This window comes from Salinivibrio sp. MA607, assembly GCF_001996245.1.
In the GTDB taxonomy this organism is placed as follows: domain Bacteria; phylum Pseudomonadota; class Gammaproteobacteria; order Enterobacterales; family Vibrionaceae; genus Salinivibrio; species Salinivibrio costicola.
This window is the reverse complement of the sequence record NZ_MUFJ01000009.1, coordinates 86,628-104,304: the sequence shown is the minus strand read 5'-3', so window position 1 is coordinate 104,304 and position 17,677 is coordinate 86,628. Positions and strand designations below refer to the sequence as shown.

Below are 17,677 nucleotides of genomic sequence, written 5' to 3'. Positions count from 1 at the left end.
ACAGAGAAGGGTGCGTTTTATGCGTCCACTTTCATAGCGAAAATCACTACAGATTGATGTAATAAAATAACAGATGATATTTATAAAGCTGTGAACAGGGTAATTACGCCCCCAATGTAATGTGTGGCAGAATACGATGCGAGTGAAAACTGGATAGAACACATTAGGGACAAGGGCACAGGAGCGGCATGGCGTTTTTTATTTTTTTGCTTGTTTTATTGGCCGGTGGCGTGCTGGGTTACGGATGGCGAGCGCGTCAAGAGACAGTGGCGCTATCTGACTGGCAGGTTTACATGGCCAGCTTGGAAACGCCGCATGCCATTGTGACTGCCGAACAGGGCGACATTTTATATGCCAATGCCGCATGCGTAGACACCTTTTCACTGGTTGATAGCCAACAGCAATTTAAAACCGCTACCCCGCGACAGCAGCAAGCCGTTCAGGCATTCATTATGGCACAGCCTTGGCCGCAACCTTTTTCTCATGTTGATGCGAAAGTCCGAGCGCCGGGGGCGAATCGGGTGCGTGTCAACGTGCAGTTATCGGGGTTACCGATTCGTTGTCGAGGGAAGCGAGCATGGGTTGTCTCCTTATCATCGGCGGATCAGCGCACCCATTGGCAGCTTCATGAGCAAGAGCAAGGCGTACTCTTGAGCGTGATTAACTCGCTGGAGGAGTTGGTGTGCTTTCAAGATGTGGAAGGGAATGTGGTCGGCACCAATGCGGCATTTGATCGTTTTTGGCAAGGCCGTGAGCAAGAAGCCATTGTTTGGCAAGCGGATCAGCCGCTGACGCAGCCTCAAACTGAACGGACATGGGCGACACAACATAATGATGAAAGCTGTTTATTAGAGACCAATATCACCGCACTTAAAAATGATAAACAGGCAATCATTGGTACCTTGTGTATCAGCCACGATGTGACCAACTGGCACCAGATGCAAGAGCGATTACAAAAAGAAGCGCAACAGCGCCAATCCGTTGAGCAGGCCTTAGAGCAACGCAGTCATTTACTCAGTGCGATTTTTAAGTCGAGTATCGATCCGATTGGGATCTATGACCAAGACTACTATCACTTGGCTTGCAACCAAGCTTATGCTGATGCATTAGGCACGACGATTGAGGCGTTGGAAAACGCCCCTGCGCAGAAAGTGGTTGATCCTGATATCTTCGATCAACAGCGACAGCGTGATCAACAAGTACTGGATACGGGTGAAACCATGACTTATGAGGATGTCATTCTTGGTCAGTCAGGCGAGCAAACCTGGTATGAGGTGGCAAAATCACGCATTCAAGATCCGGTGACGGGCGACCCTGCCATTTTGCTGATGGCACGGGATATTACCGAAAGAAAAGACACGCAACAGCAGCTTGCCGACGCCATTATGGCTTTGCAAGCACTCAGTTTTGTCGACAGCCTCACCCAAGTGGCGAATCGACGTAGTTTAGATGAACAGCTGAGCAAACTGTGGCGTTCACAAGCGCGTGAAGGCACGCCACTTGCCTTTATCCTCTGTGATATCGATCATTTTAAACTGTACAATGATCACTATGGTCATCAACAAGGTGACTGGGCGTTACAAAAAGTGGCAAACGCATTGACCTCAGCCGTTCACCGGCCGCTTGATGTGGTGGCGCGTTATGGCGGAGAAGAGTTTGCCATTGTATTGCCGCAAACCGAACTGAACGGCGCTATCCAGGTTGCCGAGACTGCACGCGAGCGGGTGCTATCGGCAGACATTGCCCATCATCAGGCAGTGATTACCGGTAAAATCACTATCAGCCTTGGCGTTGCTTGTGTGACACCCACCGCGGATGGTGATTACGGTGATTTAATCCAGCAAGCGGATCGCGCTTTATATCAAGCTAAACGCAACGGTCGAAATCAAGTGAGTGTAGTGAAAGGCATGCCGACACCACACGGATCAAGCCCTCGACGCGCCTCGGTCGCCGAGTCGACTTACCTAGAATCTAGCGGTTAATCATCCTTTATGAAACAACTTAAAGTCCTCGCACAATATTATGTCGATTTACTGGTTAAACTCGGGATTGTGCGCTTTAGCATGCTGCTCGCCTTAGCCTTAGTAGCGCTGGCGGTTGTGGTACAAGTGGGCATCACGCTGGTGCTTGAAGGCACGGTCCAGAATATCGACATTATTCGTTCTGTATTTTTTGGTCTGATCATCACTCCCTGGGCGGTCTATTTTTTATCAGTGGTGGTGGATCAACTGGAAGAGTCTCGTCAACGTTTATCCAAGCTCGTCTCAAAACTTGAAGAAATGCGCGCGCGCGATATGCGTTTAAACCGCCAATTAACCGAGAACATTGAGCAGCTCAACTTAGAGATAGAAGAAAGAGAAAAAGCTGAGGAAGCGCGGCAACAGGCGATTAAAGATCTGGAAAATGAAGTTTATCAGCGTGAAAAAGCCCAGTTAGAATTGGCTGAGCAAACCGCGTTACTGCGATCATTTATCGATGCCTCGCCCGATTTAATTTATTACCGCAATGCCCAGGGCCAGTTTTCCGGTTGCAATCGCGCAATGGAAGAGCTCACCGGTTACGATGAGAAAACCCTAAAGGGCATGACGCCTTGGGATGTTTATCGTGAAGATATTGCTGAAAAAGTGGTTGAAACGGACCAGCAAGTTTTTGATGCCAATGTCTCGATTACCTATGAACAATGGCTGGAATATCAAGATGGTCGAAAAGCCTATTTTGAGTTGCGCAAAGTCCCTTTCTTTTCACGAGACGGGCGACATCTAGGATTACTCGGCTTTGGACGCGAAATCACCGAGCGTAAGCGTTACCAAGACGCGCTAGAAAAAGCGAGTCGAGAAAAGACAGCGTTTATTTCGACTATTAGTCATGAACTTCGTACCCCGTTGAATGGCATTGTGGGGCTCAGTCAAATACTGCTCGACTCTCAATTAGACGATAAACAGCGTAATTACTTACGCACCATTTACGTTAGTGCCATCACGCTAGGTAACATTTTTAATGACATTATCGATTTAGATAAATCCGATCGAAAACGTTTGTCATTGCATCCTACCAGCATCGATCTGCGCGAGTTTGTGACCGAGATTGATAATATATCGACATTGATGGCGGAGCAAAAAGGCCTACGTTTTGAACTCGAGCGGGTCACGGACTTGCCCGAGTACGTTGCAGTGGATGCGACCCGTTTACGGCAAATTCTTTGGAACCTGGTGGGGAATGCGGTCAAGTTTACCAAGCAAGGTTGTGTGATTATCACGGTCAGTGCTGAGGTTGATCACGATACTGCTCATCTGTGTTTTGATGTTGAAGACAGTGGTATTGGGATCCCTGCGGATGAGCAAGATAAGATCTTTGCAATGTACTATCAGGTAAAACAAGCCGGTGAAAACCTACATGCCGTGGGCACTGGGATTGGCTTAGCCGTTTCGCGTAAACTGGCGCGTTTGATGGGTGGCGATATCAGCCTCGACAGTGAAGAAGGTCAAGGCAGTACGTTTACACTTACGGTGAGCGTGCCACTGAGTGAACCCAATGAAGAACAGATGCCTTCCCCTGCGCTGATAAACAATGCGTTACGTATTTTGCTTGTCGAAGACATTGAGCTGAATATCACCGTTGCCACCAGCTTGCTTGAAAGCCTGGGTCATGACGTCACCGTTGCTCGCGACGGGCAAGCCGCGCTTGATGCTTTTGTGCCTGGCGCATTTGATCTCGTCTTACTCGACATTCAGTTACCGGATATGACCGGGTTTGATGTCGCCGCGACATGGCGACAGCATCACGCGCATTTACCGCCCTTAGTTGCTCTGACGGCCAATGTGATCAACGATAAAAATAGCTACTTAACACAAGGTATGGACGATGCTATCAGTAAACCCATTAGTGTCTCAGCCCTCAATCACGTGATTTCGCATCATGCTTTGGCCGGCGAGGCGGTACCCGCGCAGACTGCTGAATCTGAACCTCAGACGCAAGCGGCGCGGCCAGTGGCGAATGAGCAAGCTGAGCGCTTATTGGATATGGACATGCTCACCGGATACGTCGAGCTGGTGGGAATTAAGCCTGTACGCCAAAGTATCGAAATGTTTGAAGCAACCATGCCAGACTATATCGCGATCTTAGACTCGAACATGACCGCACGCGATCAAGACGGCATTGTTTCAGAAGCCCATAAAATTAAAGGCGCCGCGGGGTCGGTGGGGTTAAAACATATCCAAAAAGTCGCGCAAAAAGCTCAGTCGCCTGATTTACCGGCATGGTGGGAAAACATTGCTGATTGGATCGATGAAATAAAAGCGGGTTACCCGCACGATTTAGCGGTATTAAAGGCCTGGTTAGATGAGCAAAGCGACACTCACCGTTAACCTGATAAGATCAAAAAAAGGCGCCTTAGATTGGGCGCCTTTTGCCTGTACAAACGGTAGTTTTCACCGACTATCGGCTTAGCGTTGACACTTACTGCTCTTCAATCTCGCCGCAGAAGCGATAGCCTTCACCGTGAATGGTGGCAATAATCTCGGGTGTGTCGCTGTGCGATTCAAAGTGCTTACGGATCCGGCGAATGGTGACATCAACCGTACGATCATGCGGTTTCAAATCGCGGCCGGTCATTTTCTTCAGCAGTTCAGCACGGGTCTGGATCTTGCCAGGGTTTTCACAAAAGTGAAGCAATGCACGGAACTCAGAACGAGGCAGTTTGAAGGTTTCTCCCTCAGGATTGATCAGTGAACGGCTGTTAATATCTAACGTCCAACCATTGAAGGTATAAACGTCAACATTACGTTTCTCTTCACTCCCGTTCACACTGCTTAACGCACGCGTGAGCAGGTTGCGGGCACGGATAGTCAGTTCACGGGGATTAAACGGTTTGGTGATATAATCATCTGCACCGATCTCCAACCCAAGGATTTTATCAACTTCGTTATCTCGCCCGGTCAGGAACATCAGTGCCATATCCCCTTGTTCACGTAGTTCACGCGCCAGGAGTAGGCCATTTTTACCAGGCAGGTTGATATCCATGATCACAAGGTGAACGTGGTGGTTTGACAGGATTTGATGCATTTCGTCGCCATCGCTGGCTTCAAACACATTGTAACCTTCGGCTTCAAAGATACTTTTCAGCGTGTTACGTGTGACCTGTTCGTCTTCTACAATCAGAATTTGCGGGGTTTGCATTGGCGATACCTAATATCTAAATAGAATCCGGTTATATTCCACAGTCTAGACCGACTAGCCTGTGAAAAAAATTTACAAAATGCGAGGAATGTCTACCGCGAACCTCGCAACTAACATATGGCACGCCATCCATAGAGAAGTGTTCGTCGATGCTAGACAACGCACCGTGTGTTCCAGCTTGAGACGGGGCATGGCGGACTTGATTCAACGCCAAGCCGATCACTGTGCTATCCATTAATTATCGCCAATTGTATTCATTTAACAGCACGCTAACAATATATTAGGATGAAGGTTGATGATTTTTTTCATCCTTTATTGACCCCAATCAAAAGCATGTTACGTGTCAGTTAGTACCAACTATCCGTTTAACTTCATGAATAATCGCGCATAATTAGTAATTAAGCATAGTATTAGTAGCCAATGGATGTAAATAATGTGTGATCAAAATACGCAGCAAGATTTGTGGAAAACTTACCAATCGATCGCTTTTCATGCCCCTCAAGCGCCCGATGCGGCTGCATTTGCTATTCTTACCGCATTTAATCCACGCAGCCAACCTTTATCTGACAATGAGAATTACTTACGTAATGAGCGGCTTGCCAAGGCGATGACGCAGGCCGGTCTCCGTTATTGGCCGATGAATGGTGGCGCACCGGATGGAAGTTGGTTTGAACCTGGTTTTGCGGTCGCGATTGCGTCATCGGATGCCGTGGCCTTGGCGAAAACTTGGGAGCAAAACGCGATTTACTGGGTTGAAAACGATACATTATGGTTGTTGCCTGCCTTAATGACAGACTTTACGCCACAACCACTTAACGTGCGTTTTTCTTCCTTGTTGGTGGCGGCAAAGACGTAAACGAGTCACCCTATTAATAATGAGGAGAAAGATATCATGGACGATAAACTGCCTGACTTATGTGACCAACACCCTGACGCGGTGCAATGGGTTCCGATGCAATGGTTTGACTATGGGGCAAAACGTGGCTTTGAAGGTCGAGTGCGAACGGTGCGTTGCTATCGCGATAACTCGAAAGTGAAGGCGTTATTGGCGTCGCCCGGTGATGGGCAGGTGTTGGTCGTTGACGGTTCAGGTGCCATGGATAGAGCTTTGTTAGGCGACTTAATTGGACAAAGTGCGGTCGATAACCATTGGGCGGGGATTGTGATTGCCGGGCCCGTGCGTGATGCGGCAACCTTATCCACCTTACCGCTGGGCATAAAAGCACTGGGGGTGTGTCCAATTAAAACGCACAAATACGATCAAGGTGAGGTTGATGTGGCGATTACGCTTGCGGGGATCACCCTGACAGCGGGGGATTATCTGTATGCAGACCAAAATGGTGTGATCGTGTGCACCAAGCCGCTAAACACGTGAATCAAAAACTTAGCCCTACCCCGAGTTGATAGATAGATTCGGGGGCGGCGTCGGCATCAAACTCAACATCTAGTCCGGCATTGACGCCAAAAGCGTCGCTAAATTGGTAGCGACTGCTGACGCCCCATTGATCAATTAAGGCGTTATCATTGTCATGGCTAATCTGGCTCGACACACGTAGCTTGTCGGTAAAATGATAATCAATGCCGCTGAGTAAACCATGCGCGCTGGTCGATTGCGCAGTCTCGCTTTTTAACTGTGTTCCTATGTAGACAGAGACATTCTGTAGTGGATAGCGATAGCCTGATTGGACCGTCCAACTGTCAAAGCCTTGGCTCGCCGAGGGAATAGACTGAATAAAAAAATGCTCTGACGCCAATTCAGGTGCGGTGTTCCACGTGAGTTTTTCAGCCCACGCGGGTGTCGCCACGACGTGTAGGGCGAGGGCCAACCATCCTAGTTGTTTTACGCTCACATCCTTTGCCTCTTAGCTTTTGATTAACGCTGAGCTCGGTGGGTTCTTGTTTGTTCGCTATCGTGAGTGTAGACAAAAAAACGTTTTGTAGCCCATGATCTGTGACGATCAAGCTGGTTTTATTGCCATCTGTGTATGACTCAGGCGGTTTTCATCGTTGTATGGGCGTACATCGTGAAAATGCCCCGCTTTCACTTGACGTTGCAGTTGTTGCCAATAGGCCGCCTCAAATAGCTCAGGATGAAGACGATCAAACTCTTTTGCCACCGTTCGGTTAACCAGTAAAAAGGTACGAAATTCCTCGGGGAATACATCGTTCTCTCCCACGCTGTACCATGGCTCAGCCGCTAATTCGTCTTCAGGGTAACGCGGCGGAGGAATACGGCGGAAGTTAACCTCGGTTAAATACGCGATTTCATCGTAATCATAAAAAATCACCCGGTTGTGGCGACTGACACCAAAGTTTTTAAACAGCATATCGCCGGCAAAGATATTGGCGGCGGCCAGTTCTTTTAATGCATCGCCATATTCTTGTACCGCCTGGGAAATCGCCTCGGGTGCCGCTTGCTCTAAATAGATATTAAGTGGGATCATTCGCCGCTCCATGTATAGGTGGCGAATCCGTACTTCGCTGTCGGTCACCGTGATGCAAGACGGCGCCACCGCGAGCAGTTCGTCGATTAATGCGTCACTAAACCGATCGCGAGGGAAAATAAAATGACGGTATTCTTGGGTGTCGGCCATACGACCAACACGGTCATGCTCTTTGACCAGCCGGTATTTCTCCCGCACTTGGGCATGGGTCATTTGTTTTTGCGGTGCGAACTTATCTTTGATGATTTTAAACACAAACCCGTATGAGGGGAGGGTGAATACAGACATCACCATGCCTTTTACGCCGGGGGCGATATCAAATAAATCGTCTGAGTTTTCCAGGTGATGAAGAAACTCACGGTATAACTCTGTCTTACCATGCTTTTGACATCCGATGGCGGTGTAGAGCTCTGCGGGCGTTTTATTGGGCATGAGCTGATTGAGAAAGTCGACTAAAGCGGCAGGTACCGGAGCGTAAACCATAAAGTAGGAGCGAGCGAAGCCGAATACGATACTGACGTCATCACTGTCGGTAATGCAGGCATCAATATAGAGCTCACCGTGATCAGAAATCGCGAGCGGTAATACCAGCGGTCGGCGTTGATTGGCCATATCGAGCCTGCCAATTAGATACGCGCCTTTATTACGGAAAAATGGCTGACGGACCATCTCAAGGGTGAAGCTCATTGTGAGCTGGGGGCCAAAGCGCGCCTGCAGGATTTGGGTTATTCGCTTAAGATCACCGGTTTTATCTCGCCAAGGTAGGGTAAACGGTGTGCTATCTAGCATTCGTTCTAGCGTGGCATAAATGCCTGCTTGAGATTGAAACCGCCGAAGTAGTGGCGTGGGGTACTTAGGAATCCGTCCCCCTTGAGCGCTTTGCACAAACAATTTGTCACGACGAATATTCCGATGCTCAAAGATCCGGCAGTAGACAGAGTTAAAAAAACTCTCAGCGATATCGTAGCGCGGGTAATCATCGAGCAACCGGATATAGGCCGCTTTTACCGCCATCAAAAACGAGCGAGTGGCGTGTTCTTTCCCAAGCATCGCGCGGAGCTGTTGGCTGACTAAGCCAACATGGTGGTCATAAAATTGAATACGCGTTTTAAGTGCAAGCTGCACACTTTGCCAATCTTGTTGTTCAAAGCGTTCTTGTGCGCCCGATGTCACATCGAGAAAGCGACCGTACATGGCATCCGAGCCTTGTAAGATGGTGTTTGCAACCAGCTGCGCCATGGCGTCCTGTGTCATTTTCGCTCCTTTCCGTGAACGTTTTTCCCTCGGTTCAAGCTCGCAGAGTTTTGCTGAAAAAGCAATCGGCATCACTTTTTTGTTGACCTTGGCAGCATGATTCGATACACCTAAGGGGAACTCAACAAAATAAATGATAAACGCAACACACATGCAACTAACGATCAGCACCTTGACCACCACAACCACCATTATTACTGGCACACTTTGTGTTGGTGCGGGCTGATACGCACAGAATTTCCAAAAAAAGCCCGTACCTTCCCAGGTACGGGCTTTTTTTTATCTTAAAGAGAGAGGTCCCAAAAGGATGCGAGTTTTAAAATTTGGTGGTACATCGTTGGCCAATGCCGAACGATTTAGCCGCGCTGCCGATATTATTCTGAGTAATCAAGGACAAAGTGATGTCTCTGCGGTTTTGTCCGCGCCTGCTAAAGTCACCAATATTTTGGTCTCAGTGGTCGACAACACGGTCAAACATGGTGAGGCAGAGCTGCCACTTAAAGAGTTAGAAAGCCTTTTTACCGATCTTTTTCATGGGCTTGCCGAGTGTCAACCTAACCTTGAAACTCAGCCTCTATTTGACAAATTAACCCGTAGTCTCGGACAGCTTCGTCAATATGTGCACGGCATGAGCCTGCTCGGTTTGTGTCCCGATAGCACCTATGCGCGCGTGGTAAGCAAAGGGGAGCGTTTATCGGTAGCGGCAATGCATGCGCTCTTAGAAGCTCGTGGCTATGCCGTGTTTGATATTGACCCCGTTAATTATTTTGCTGCGTCGGGCAGTTATTTAAGTGCCGAAGTGGATATCGAAGCGTCATCGCAGCGATTTAAACAATCTCCGATCCCGGCGCAACATATCGGGCTGATGCCAGGCTTTATGGCCGGAAATGAAAACGGTGAGCTGGTTACGTTAGGGCGAAATGGCTCTGATTACTCGGCTGCTGTGCTGGCTGCGTGTGTGCGCGCCCAATGTTGTGAGATCTGGACTGATGTTGATGGCGTTTACAACTGTGATCCGCGTCTAGTGCCTGATGCACGCTTGCTAAAATCACTGAGCTACCAAGAGGCGATGGAGCTGTCTTATTTTGGGGCCAAAGTTCTCCACCCTAAAACCATTGCGCCGATTGCCCGGTTCCATATTCCTTGCCTCATCAAAAATACCGCCAACCCGCAAGGTGCAGGCACCCTCATTGGTGATGATAGTGGCGAGGATAAGCTGCCAATTAAAGGGATCACAACCTTAAGTGACTTGAGCATGGTGAACCTGTCAGGTCCGGGCATGAAAGGGATGGTGGGGATGGCATCACGTGTGTTTGGCGCCATGTCGTCGGCTGGGGTATCGGTTGTTCTTATCACTCAATCATCCTCTGAGTACAGCATTAGCTTTTGTATTCAAAACCAAGATAAAACCAAAGCAGAAAAAGCACTGAGTATCCACTTTGAGCTCGAGTTGAAAGACGGCTTGCTCGAGCCGGTTGAGTTTATCGATGATCTTTCAATTGTTTCCTTGGTGGGTGATGGTATGCGCACATCAAAAGGGGTCGCATCGCGCTTTTTCACCTCTCTGGCGGAAGTGAATGTCAATATTGTTGCCATCGCTCAAGGCTCATCAGAGCGTGCAATTTCGGCTGTTGTTCCCTCAGAGCGGGTATCCGAGGCGGTCAAAGCCTGTCACGAAAACTTATTTAATAGCCAGCACCATTTGGATGTCTTCATTGTTGGGGTCGGTGGGGTCGGCGGCGAGCTCATCGAGCAAATTCGTCGTCAGCAGGCCAAGCTTCGTCAGCAAGGGATTGTGATGCGTGTGTGTGGGTTGGCCAATAGCAAGGGCATGTGGCTGAACAGCCAAGGCATTGATCTGGATACCTGGCGCGATGATTTACCCAATCATCTTTCCGACTTCAGTTTGGCCGGCATGATCCAGTTAGTGCAGCGTAATCACATTATTAACCCAGTGCTGATCGACTGCACCTCGAGCCAACAAGTCGCTGACCAATATACGGCGTTTTTACAGGCGGGGTTCCATGTGATCACGCCGAACAAAAAAGCCAATACCAGTAGCCTTGCGTATTACCACCAGCTGCGTCAGGCGGCGCGTGCAACCCACCGTAAGTTTATGTACGAGACCACGGTTGGTGCTGGCTTACCTGTGATCGAAAACTTGCAAAACCTGATTGCAGCCGGGGATGAACTGTCACGCTTTTCCGGTATTTTATCCGGTTCACTGTCTCACATCTTTGGCAAACTAGATGAAGGGGCAAGTTTTAGTGAAGCTACCAACGTGGCGCGAGAAAACGGCTTTACCGAACCGGATCCACGGGATGACTTGTCCGGGATGGACGTGGCGCGCAAGCTTCTTATCTTAGCTCGAGAGGCTGGCATGGAGCTTGAACTCGATGACGTCAACGTGGAGCCGGCCTTACCGCCAGGCTTTGATCAATCCGGTGACGTCGACAGCTTTATGGCTCGGCTTCCTGAAGCGGATGCTTATTTTAAGCAATGGTCGGAGCAGGCTGCGCAAGAAGGGAAAGTATTGCGTTATATTGGTGGGATTGAGAACGGCCAGTGCTTTGTGAAAATTCAAGCTGTTGCCAGTGATGATCCAATGAATAAAATCAAAGACGGTGAAAACGCACTGGCATTCTACAGCCGCTACTATCAGCCAATTCCGTTAGTTCTGCGCGGTTACGGCGCAGGTACTGCCGTAACGGCGGCGGGGGTGTTTGCGGATCTGATGCGAACACTCGGCTGGAAATTGGGAGTATAACCATGGCGGTACGTGTTTATGCGCCAGCATCGATTGGTAATGTCAGTGTTGGCTTTGATGTGTTGGGCGCCGCAGTTAGCCCTATCGACGGCAGTTTACTTGGCGATGTGGTTGAAGTAGCTGATGGGGGAAAAACGCCTTTTTCATTGCGCTGCCAAGGCCGCTTTACCGATAAGTTACCGCCGGATGAGCAAGATAACATTGTGTACAAAGCTTACCTGGCATACGCCGCAGCCTTGCAGGCGAATAATCAGTCGGTCAAACCTGTCGCTATGGTATTGGAAAAGAATATGCCGATCGGGTCGGGGCTGGGATCTAGCGCCTGTTCGATTGTGGCCGCTTTGGATGCGTTAAACCGCTTTCACGATCATGCGTTAGATGAAACCACCATGCTGGCGCTAATGGGAGAAATGGAGGCATCGATTTCAGGCAGTCTTCATTATGATAATGTCGCGCCCTGTTACCTCGGTGGGTTACAGCTCATGCTCGAAAGCCAAGGCGTGATCAGTCAAGCGGTGCCGCACTTTGAAAACTGGTATTGGGTCATGGCCTATCCTGGTATCAAGGTATCGACGGCAGAGGCCCGTACTATTTTACCCGCGCAATATCGCCGTCAGGATGTGATCGCACACGGCCGTTATCTCGGTGGTTTTATTCATGCGTGTCACACCCAACAACCTAAACTGGCGGCCAGTTTAATATGTGATGTGATTGCTGAACCTTACCGACAAAAATTACTCCCTGGTTTTGCTGAAGCACGGGCGCACGCGGCAAACTGTGGGGCATTGGCTACGGGAATATCCGGCTCAGGACCCACCCTGTTTAGTGTCTGTGACGATCAACAGGTTGCTGAACGTTTGGCGCAATGGCTGCGTGAGCAGTATGTACAAAATAACGATGGCTTTGTTCATGTATGTCGCATTGATGGACAAGGCGCAAAAGCAATAGGAAGTCATGCATGAAGCTTTACAACATAAAAGATCACAGCGAAGTCGTTTCGTTTTCTCAAGCGGTTCAGCAAGGGTTAGGACGTGGACAAGGGCTGTTCTTTCCCGATGCTTTGCCACAGTTTGATGACATGGATGCACTGCTTGCCATGCCATTGGTTGAGCGCAGTACCGAGATCTTGTCGGCACTGATTGGCGAGGAGTTGCCCAAAAGTCATGTGCGTGAGCTGGTCAGCGAAGCGTTTAATTTTGACGCTCCGCTTAAGCAAGTGGGCGAACATATTCATGCGCTCGAGCTTTTTCATGGGCCGACATTGGCGTTTAAAGACTTCGGCGGCCGTTTTATGGCGCAGTCAATTGCAGCGGTGTCTGATGGTAAAAAGATCACTATCTTGACTGCAACGTCCGGGGATACAGGGGCCGCGGTTGCTCACGCCTTTTATGGGATCGACAATATTGATGTGGTGATCTTATACCCAAAAGGCAAAATCAGCCCACTGCAGGAAAAGCTCTTTTGTACCCTTGGCGGCAATATCCATACCGTCGCCATTAATGGCGACTTTGATGACTGCCAAAGCCTCGTCAAACAAGCCTTTGATGATAACGAACTGCGACAGACGATAGGGCTTAACTCGGCAAATTCGATCAATATCAGCCGTTTGATGGCACAAATCTGTTACTACTTTGAAGCGGTCGCCCAAGTGCCCAAGCACAAACGCGATCAATTGGTCATGGCCGTGCCGAGTGGTAACTTTGGCAACCTGACGGCCGGGTTACTGGCCAAAGCGATGGGGTTACCGATTAAACGGTTTATTGCCGGAACCAATGCCAATGACACGGTACCGCGTTATTTGCAATCCGGTCAGTGGGCACCGCATCAAACCGTGGCAACCTTGTCAAATGCGATGGATGTGAGTCAGCCGAATAATTGGCCCCGTATTGAAGAGCTGTTCCGCCGTCAGCAATGGCCGTTAGCTGAGCTCGCCTCTGGGTGGGCAGACGATGAAGAAACGGCAGAGAGCTTACGCGCGTTGGCTCAAGCCGGCTATTTATGTGAACCTCATGGGGCAATTGCTTACCGGTTACTTGAGCAGCAACTTGAAGATGGGGAAGAAGGGATCTTTTTATGTACCGCTCATCCGGCGAAGTTTAAAGAGTCGGTTGATGCCATTTTAGAAAAAGATATTCCCTTGCCCGGTCCGTTAGCCAAGCATGCGCAGATGGCACTGTTATCTAGCGAGCAAGACGCTGATTTTACCGCTTTAAGGGCGTATTTACTTCGATTGGCAAACGCGTAATAAAAAAAAGCCCGCTCTCTACGTAGCGGGCTTTTTATTGGGTGTATTCGACCTTTGTTTATAGCGAGCTAGTAAAGGTGCGAGTAATCACATCACGTTGCTGCTCAGGTGTTAGCGAGTTAAAACGGACGGCATACCCTGATACGCGAATGGTCAGTTGCGGATATTTCTCTGGATGCTTGGCGGCATCTTCCAACGTTTCGCGCTTCAGTACATTAACGTTGAGATGCTGGCCGCCTTCGTTAACGGCTTGGGTTTCGATTTCGACTTCGCGATAGTCAAACTCACCCAAAGAAGACAAAGCAACTTCTTGGTCTGCTTCAAAGCCCTGCTTTGCACAAACACAACGAGCTTGGTCTGCGTCTTTATTGATCAACCAGATAGAATTGATAAGGTCATCATTGGCCGCTGAGGTTACTTGAATGCCGGTGATCATGGCCTATCCCCTTTATTGATAGTGACTTTAATGATGTAAGATTTCATCATTTTGAGCCCTTATGTATACGCCTTTTTCGATGTATATATATTGATTTAGGTCAACTTGTGACCATTTTTAGGGGGCGGGTATTTATCTTGCATCAACATAAGTTCATTTATTTCAGTTATGTAGCACGTATTTAAGTGCAATAAAAACCTATTCGTATTAAACAATCTTTCTATGTTGTTATTTTATTACAAATGAAAGTTTTTATGCGCTCATTGACTGCGCGGACTGGCTTTGTCAGGTTTTGTCTGTGTGCAATCGAGAAGCAACATTGCACCACTGGTGCGCAACGACGTAGGTGTGAGTTGGCGGGTTTGTTTTAATTACATGATTATTATGGAATTAAAAGGTTGGCATTAATCTTTCATAAGCAATATGGCCTGCATAAAGAGGCGACACTTTTGTAGCGAGATAAGGAGCGACTTATGACTCAGCCAATCACGACCATGCCCCGTACTAGCTTGCCAACGCCAAACCGTGCGGTTCAAGGCCGCTGCSAGCGTCACTATCACGCCCACACCGAGCGAACAAAAGATCGGACTCCCCACTGATTTTAAGCGGCTGCCTCGTTAAAATAGCGCCGGTGTGATGATAAGGAGCAACCATGACTCAGGCGCAAACGTGGCAGCAGGTGCTGGCCGAGGAAAAACAACACGCGTATTTTCGCGATACCTTAGCGTATGTCGACGGTGAAAGAGCCAAGGGCGTTCCGATCTTTCCTCCCAAAGACGATGTGTTTAATGCTTTTCGATTCACCGAGCTTGGTGATGTAAAGGTGGTGATCTTGGGTCAAGATCCCTATCACGGACCGAACCAAGCACATGGACTGAGCTTTTCGGTACGGCCAGGGGTAAAAACACCGCCTTCATTGGTCAATATTTATAAAGAGCTTGCGACTGACATTGACGGTTTTAAGATCCCCTCCCACGGTTACTTACAAAGCTGGGCGCAACAGGGTGTGTTACTTCTCAATACGGTGCTGACCGTGGAGCAGGGGAAAGCGCATTCACATGCTAAGTTAGGTTGGGAAACATTGACTGACCGCGTGATCGATGTGGTGAATTCGCAATGCGAAGGCGTTGTTTTTTTACTGTGGGGGGCACATGCACAAAAAAAAGGCAAAGCCATTGACCGTGATCGCCACTATGTATTGACGGCGCCTCATCCCTCACCGCTTTCAGCTCATCGTGGTTTTTTTGGTTGTAAACACTTTTCACAAACCAATGCATATTTGCTCGAGCAGGGAAGCAATCCGATTGATTGGCAACCGCGTTTAGATGACGAGACAGCGGATAAGCATGAATGAACGGTGAAGCGCTAGTCGATAAATAGACGCTAAGCGGATAGATGAGCGTTAAGCGGACGGATCCGCGTCGGATTGAAGATAAAAAAGGTGCTCATTGAGCACCTTTTAGTCATTTTATGTTGAGGGTGAGTTAATCGAGGTCCAGTTGAGAGAAATCGCCAAAAATATCGATGTCTTCCAATTCTTTTTTTAGCCGCTGTTTATCTTTCAGCGCTTCAATTTCTCTCCATTTACGTTTGACTGGTTTTGCGCGTCCATTGCGCCGTGGTGGGTCTTGCTCAAACATATCGTTAAAGGCAATGTTTTCCATAGTCACCTCTTTTCACCTTGCGGTTAGTTTTTTGATACCACACTCGCCCCTAACATAAAATTGAACTATTTCTCATTTGTGGCAGTGAGATGAAGTTTTTATGAGATTGCGCTCACTGATTTTCCAAATCAGTGACGATTCACTCAACAGCGGCGAGTTTAAATTGACCTCGGTAGCCGTTCACGCGAAGATTGCGCGCCATATCATCATTCCTTTTTAATATGACGAGGGACAGTCAATTGAGCCTACTCACTTTTATCAATGATCTGATTTGGGGCTCGGTACTCATTTATGTGCTCATTGGCGGAGGTATCTTTTTCTCGCTGACGTTGGGCGGTATCCAATTTCGTCATTTCTCGCATATGTTCTCTGTTATGCGTCATAGCCGCCGCCATGACCACGGTAGCATTTCCTCTTTTCAAGCCCTTTGTACGGGACTCGCGGCGCGCGTGGGCACGGGGAACATGGCCGGTGTGGCGGTGGCATTGTCGTTAGGTGGGCCGGGTGCCATTTTTTGGATGTGGCTGATGGCATTTCTTGGTATGGCAACGGCCTTTGCCGAAAGTACCTTGGCGCAAGTGTATAAGGTACAAGATCCCGACGGTTATTTTCGCGGTGGGCCGGCTTATTATATGGAGCATGGTCTTGGCATGCGTTGGATGGGGATCCTTTTTTCTATTTTACTCATTCTCGCCTTCGGGTTGGTGTTTAACTCGGTCCAAGCCAATTCTATTTCGCAAGCGGCTCAAGTGGCGTTTGGCTGGCCTCCTGCATACGTAGGCGCAGGGTTGGTGCTGGTCAGTGGGTTGATTATTTATGGCGGTCTGCGACAGATAGCCCGAACCGCAGAAGTCGTCGTCCCAGTGATGGCGCTGCTATATCTTTCGCTGTCCTTGTATGTGGTGATCATGCACCTTGATCAGGTGCCAGCCGTCTTTATGCTGGTGATAAAAAGCGCGTTTGGTTTACATGAGGCGGCATCCGGCGCGTTGGGTTATACCTTGGCGCAAGGCATGATCCAAGGGATTAAACGCGGCTTGTTTTCGAATGAGGCCGGGATGGGATCTGCCCCGAACGCGGCAGCGTCAGCGACGCCTTATCCGCCACATCCTGTCTCTCAAGGCTATGTGCAAATGCTCGGAGTTTTTGTCGATACTTTGGTGATTTGTACCGCAACCGTGGCGATCATTCTTCTGTCTGGAGAGTATATTCCCGGGGGGGAAGTGACGGGGGTTGAATTAACACAGCGGGCACTGAGTGCACAAGTTGGGGGGTGGGGAGAACAATTCGTTGCCGTGGCGATTTTTTTCTTTGCATTCACCTCGATTATTGCCAATTACTCGTATGCTGAAACCAATCTACTTTTTATCAATGGCCGCTGGCGTCCGGCACTCCCTTATTTTCGTGCGCTCGTTTTAGGTATGGTCATGTTTGGTGCATTGGCGGAGCTACCGCTTGTTTGGACGCTGGCAGACGCATCCATGGGGATGATGGCGCTCGTCAATATGATCGCGATTTTATTGCTGTCGGGAATAGTGAAACGTCTCGCGGCCGACTATCACACACAACGTTCGTTAGGGCGGGTGCCTGTGTTTGATAGTCGCCGGTTTCCTGAGTTACATACCCAATTAGATGAAAAAGCGTGGCCGCTTCCTAAGCGCTAGGGGCAACGGTGTTTTTTTTGCACCGGAA

General features: G+C 48.9%; 14 protein-coding genes and 1 other annotated feature. Of the genes, 9 read left to right on the top strand and 5 right to left on the bottom strand.

The window, feature by feature from the left end; translation table 11 throughout:
- The first annotated feature begins 188 nt into the window (after positions 1-188).
- Positions 189-1,982 carry a diguanylate cyclase domain-containing protein gene (locus BZG81_RS06505; protein ID WP_077677003.1) on the top strand — a complete coding sequence of 598 codons (1,794 nt, stop codon included), beginning with the start codon at positions 189-191 and terminating at the stop codon, positions 1,980-1,982.
- Between the two features lie 9 nt (positions 1,983-1,991).
- Complete coding sequence (gene arcB, locus BZG81_RS06500; RefSeq protein ID WP_077677002.1) at positions 1,992-4,364, top strand: aerobic respiration two-component sensor histidine kinase ArcB; 2,373 nt, start codon at positions 1,992-1,994, stop codon at positions 4,362-4,364.
- A gap of 91 nt (positions 4,365-4,455) precedes the next feature.
- Here the strand turns inward: arcB and arcA are convergent, their stop codons facing one another.
- Complete coding sequence (gene arcA / locus BZG81_RS06495; RefSeq protein ID WP_021022133.1) at positions 4,456-5,175, bottom strand: two-component system response regulator ArcA; 720 nt, start codon at positions 5,173-5,175, stop codon at positions 4,456-4,458.
- Between the two features lie 433 nt (positions 5,176-5,608).
- On the opposite strand from arcA, the gene BZG81_RS06490 reads away from it, so the two are divergent.
- Positions 5,609-6,031: a DUF3293 domain-containing protein gene (locus tag BZG81_RS06490; RefSeq protein ID WP_077677001.1), complete on the top strand. Its 423-nt coding sequence runs from the start codon at positions 5,609-5,611 to the stop codon at positions 6,029-6,031.
- A 36-nt stretch (positions 6,032-6,067) separates the two neighbouring features.
- The gene (locus BZG81_RS06485) at positions 6,068-6,550 is read left to right on the top strand and encodes a putative 4-hydroxy-4-methyl-2-oxoglutarate aldolase (RefSeq protein ID WP_077677000.1); all 483 of its coding nucleotides are present in this window, start codon (positions 6,068-6,070) and stop codon (positions 6,548-6,550) included.
- A 1-nt stretch (position 6,551) separates the two neighbouring features.
- On the opposite strand, the gene BZG81_RS06480 is transcribed toward BZG81_RS06485, so the two are convergent.
- Together BZG81_RS06480 and aceK are read right to left on the bottom strand one after the other, a co-directional pair.
- Entirely contained in the window at positions 6,552-7,025 is a 474-nt protein-coding gene (locus BZG81_RS06480) for a hypothetical protein (protein ID WP_198533633.1), read from the bottom strand.
- 108 nt (positions 7,026-7,133) lie between these two features.
- Positions 7,134-8,873: a bifunctional isocitrate dehydrogenase kinase/phosphatase gene (gene aceK, locus BZG81_RS06475; protein ID WP_028569570.1), complete on the bottom strand. Its 1,740-nt coding sequence runs from the start codon at positions 8,871-8,873 to the stop codon at positions 7,134-7,136.
- A 164-nt stretch (positions 8,874-9,037) separates the two neighbouring features.
- Positions 9,038-9,155, top strand: a sequence feature (Thr leader region).
- 25 nt (positions 9,156-9,180) lie between these two features.
- Here aceK and thrA point away from each other — a divergent pair.
- From thrA to thrC, 3 genes are read left to right on the top strand one after another with little or no spacing between them, the layout of a single operon-like run.
- Complete coding sequence (thrA, locus tag BZG81_RS06470; protein WP_077576420.1) at positions 9,181-11,640, top strand: bifunctional aspartate kinase/homoserine dehydrogenase I; 2,460 nt, start codon at positions 9,181-9,183, stop codon at positions 11,638-11,640.
- Positions 11,641-11,642: 2 nt separating this feature from the next.
- Positions 11,643-12,602 carry a homoserine kinase gene (thrB, locus tag BZG81_RS06465; RefSeq protein ID WP_077459808.1) on the top strand — a complete coding sequence of 320 codons (960 nt, stop codon included), beginning with the start codon at positions 11,643-11,645 and terminating at the stop codon, positions 12,600-12,602.
- Entirely contained in the window at positions 12,599-13,885 is a 1,287-nt protein-coding gene (gene thrC, locus BZG81_RS06460; protein WP_077459807.1) for a threonine synthase, read from the top strand. Before thrB ends, thrC begins: the two co-directional genes overlap by 4 nt.
- 58 nt (positions 13,886-13,943) lie before the next feature.
- Here thrC and grcA read toward each other — a convergent pair whose 3' ends face one another.
- Complete coding sequence (gene grcA / locus BZG81_RS06455; protein WP_021022125.1) at positions 13,944-14,321, bottom strand: autonomous glycyl radical cofactor GrcA; 378 nt, start codon at positions 14,319-14,321, stop codon at positions 13,944-13,946.
- Between the two features lie 652 nt (positions 14,322-14,973).
- Here grcA and ung point away from each other — a divergent pair.
- Entirely contained in the window at positions 14,974-15,675 is a 702-nt protein-coding gene (gene ung, locus BZG81_RS06450) for a uracil-DNA glycosylase (RefSeq protein WP_077676999.1), read from the top strand.
- A gap of 130 nt (positions 15,676-15,805) precedes the next feature.
- Here the strand turns inward: ung and BZG81_RS06445 are convergent, their stop codons facing one another.
- Positions 15,806-15,985 (bottom strand): DUF3545 family protein, encoded by a 180-nt coding sequence (locus BZG81_RS06445; RefSeq protein WP_025674805.1) that lies wholly within the window; start codon positions 15,983-15,985, stop codon positions 15,806-15,808.
- 239 nt (positions 15,986-16,224) lie between these two features.
- Between BZG81_RS06445 and BZG81_RS06440 the strand changes: the two genes are divergently transcribed.
- Entirely contained in the window at positions 16,225-17,649 is a 1,425-nt protein-coding gene (locus BZG81_RS06440) for an alanine/glycine:cation symporter family protein (RefSeq protein ID WP_241827366.1), read from the top strand.
- Positions 17,650-17,677 lie beyond the last annotated feature (28 nt).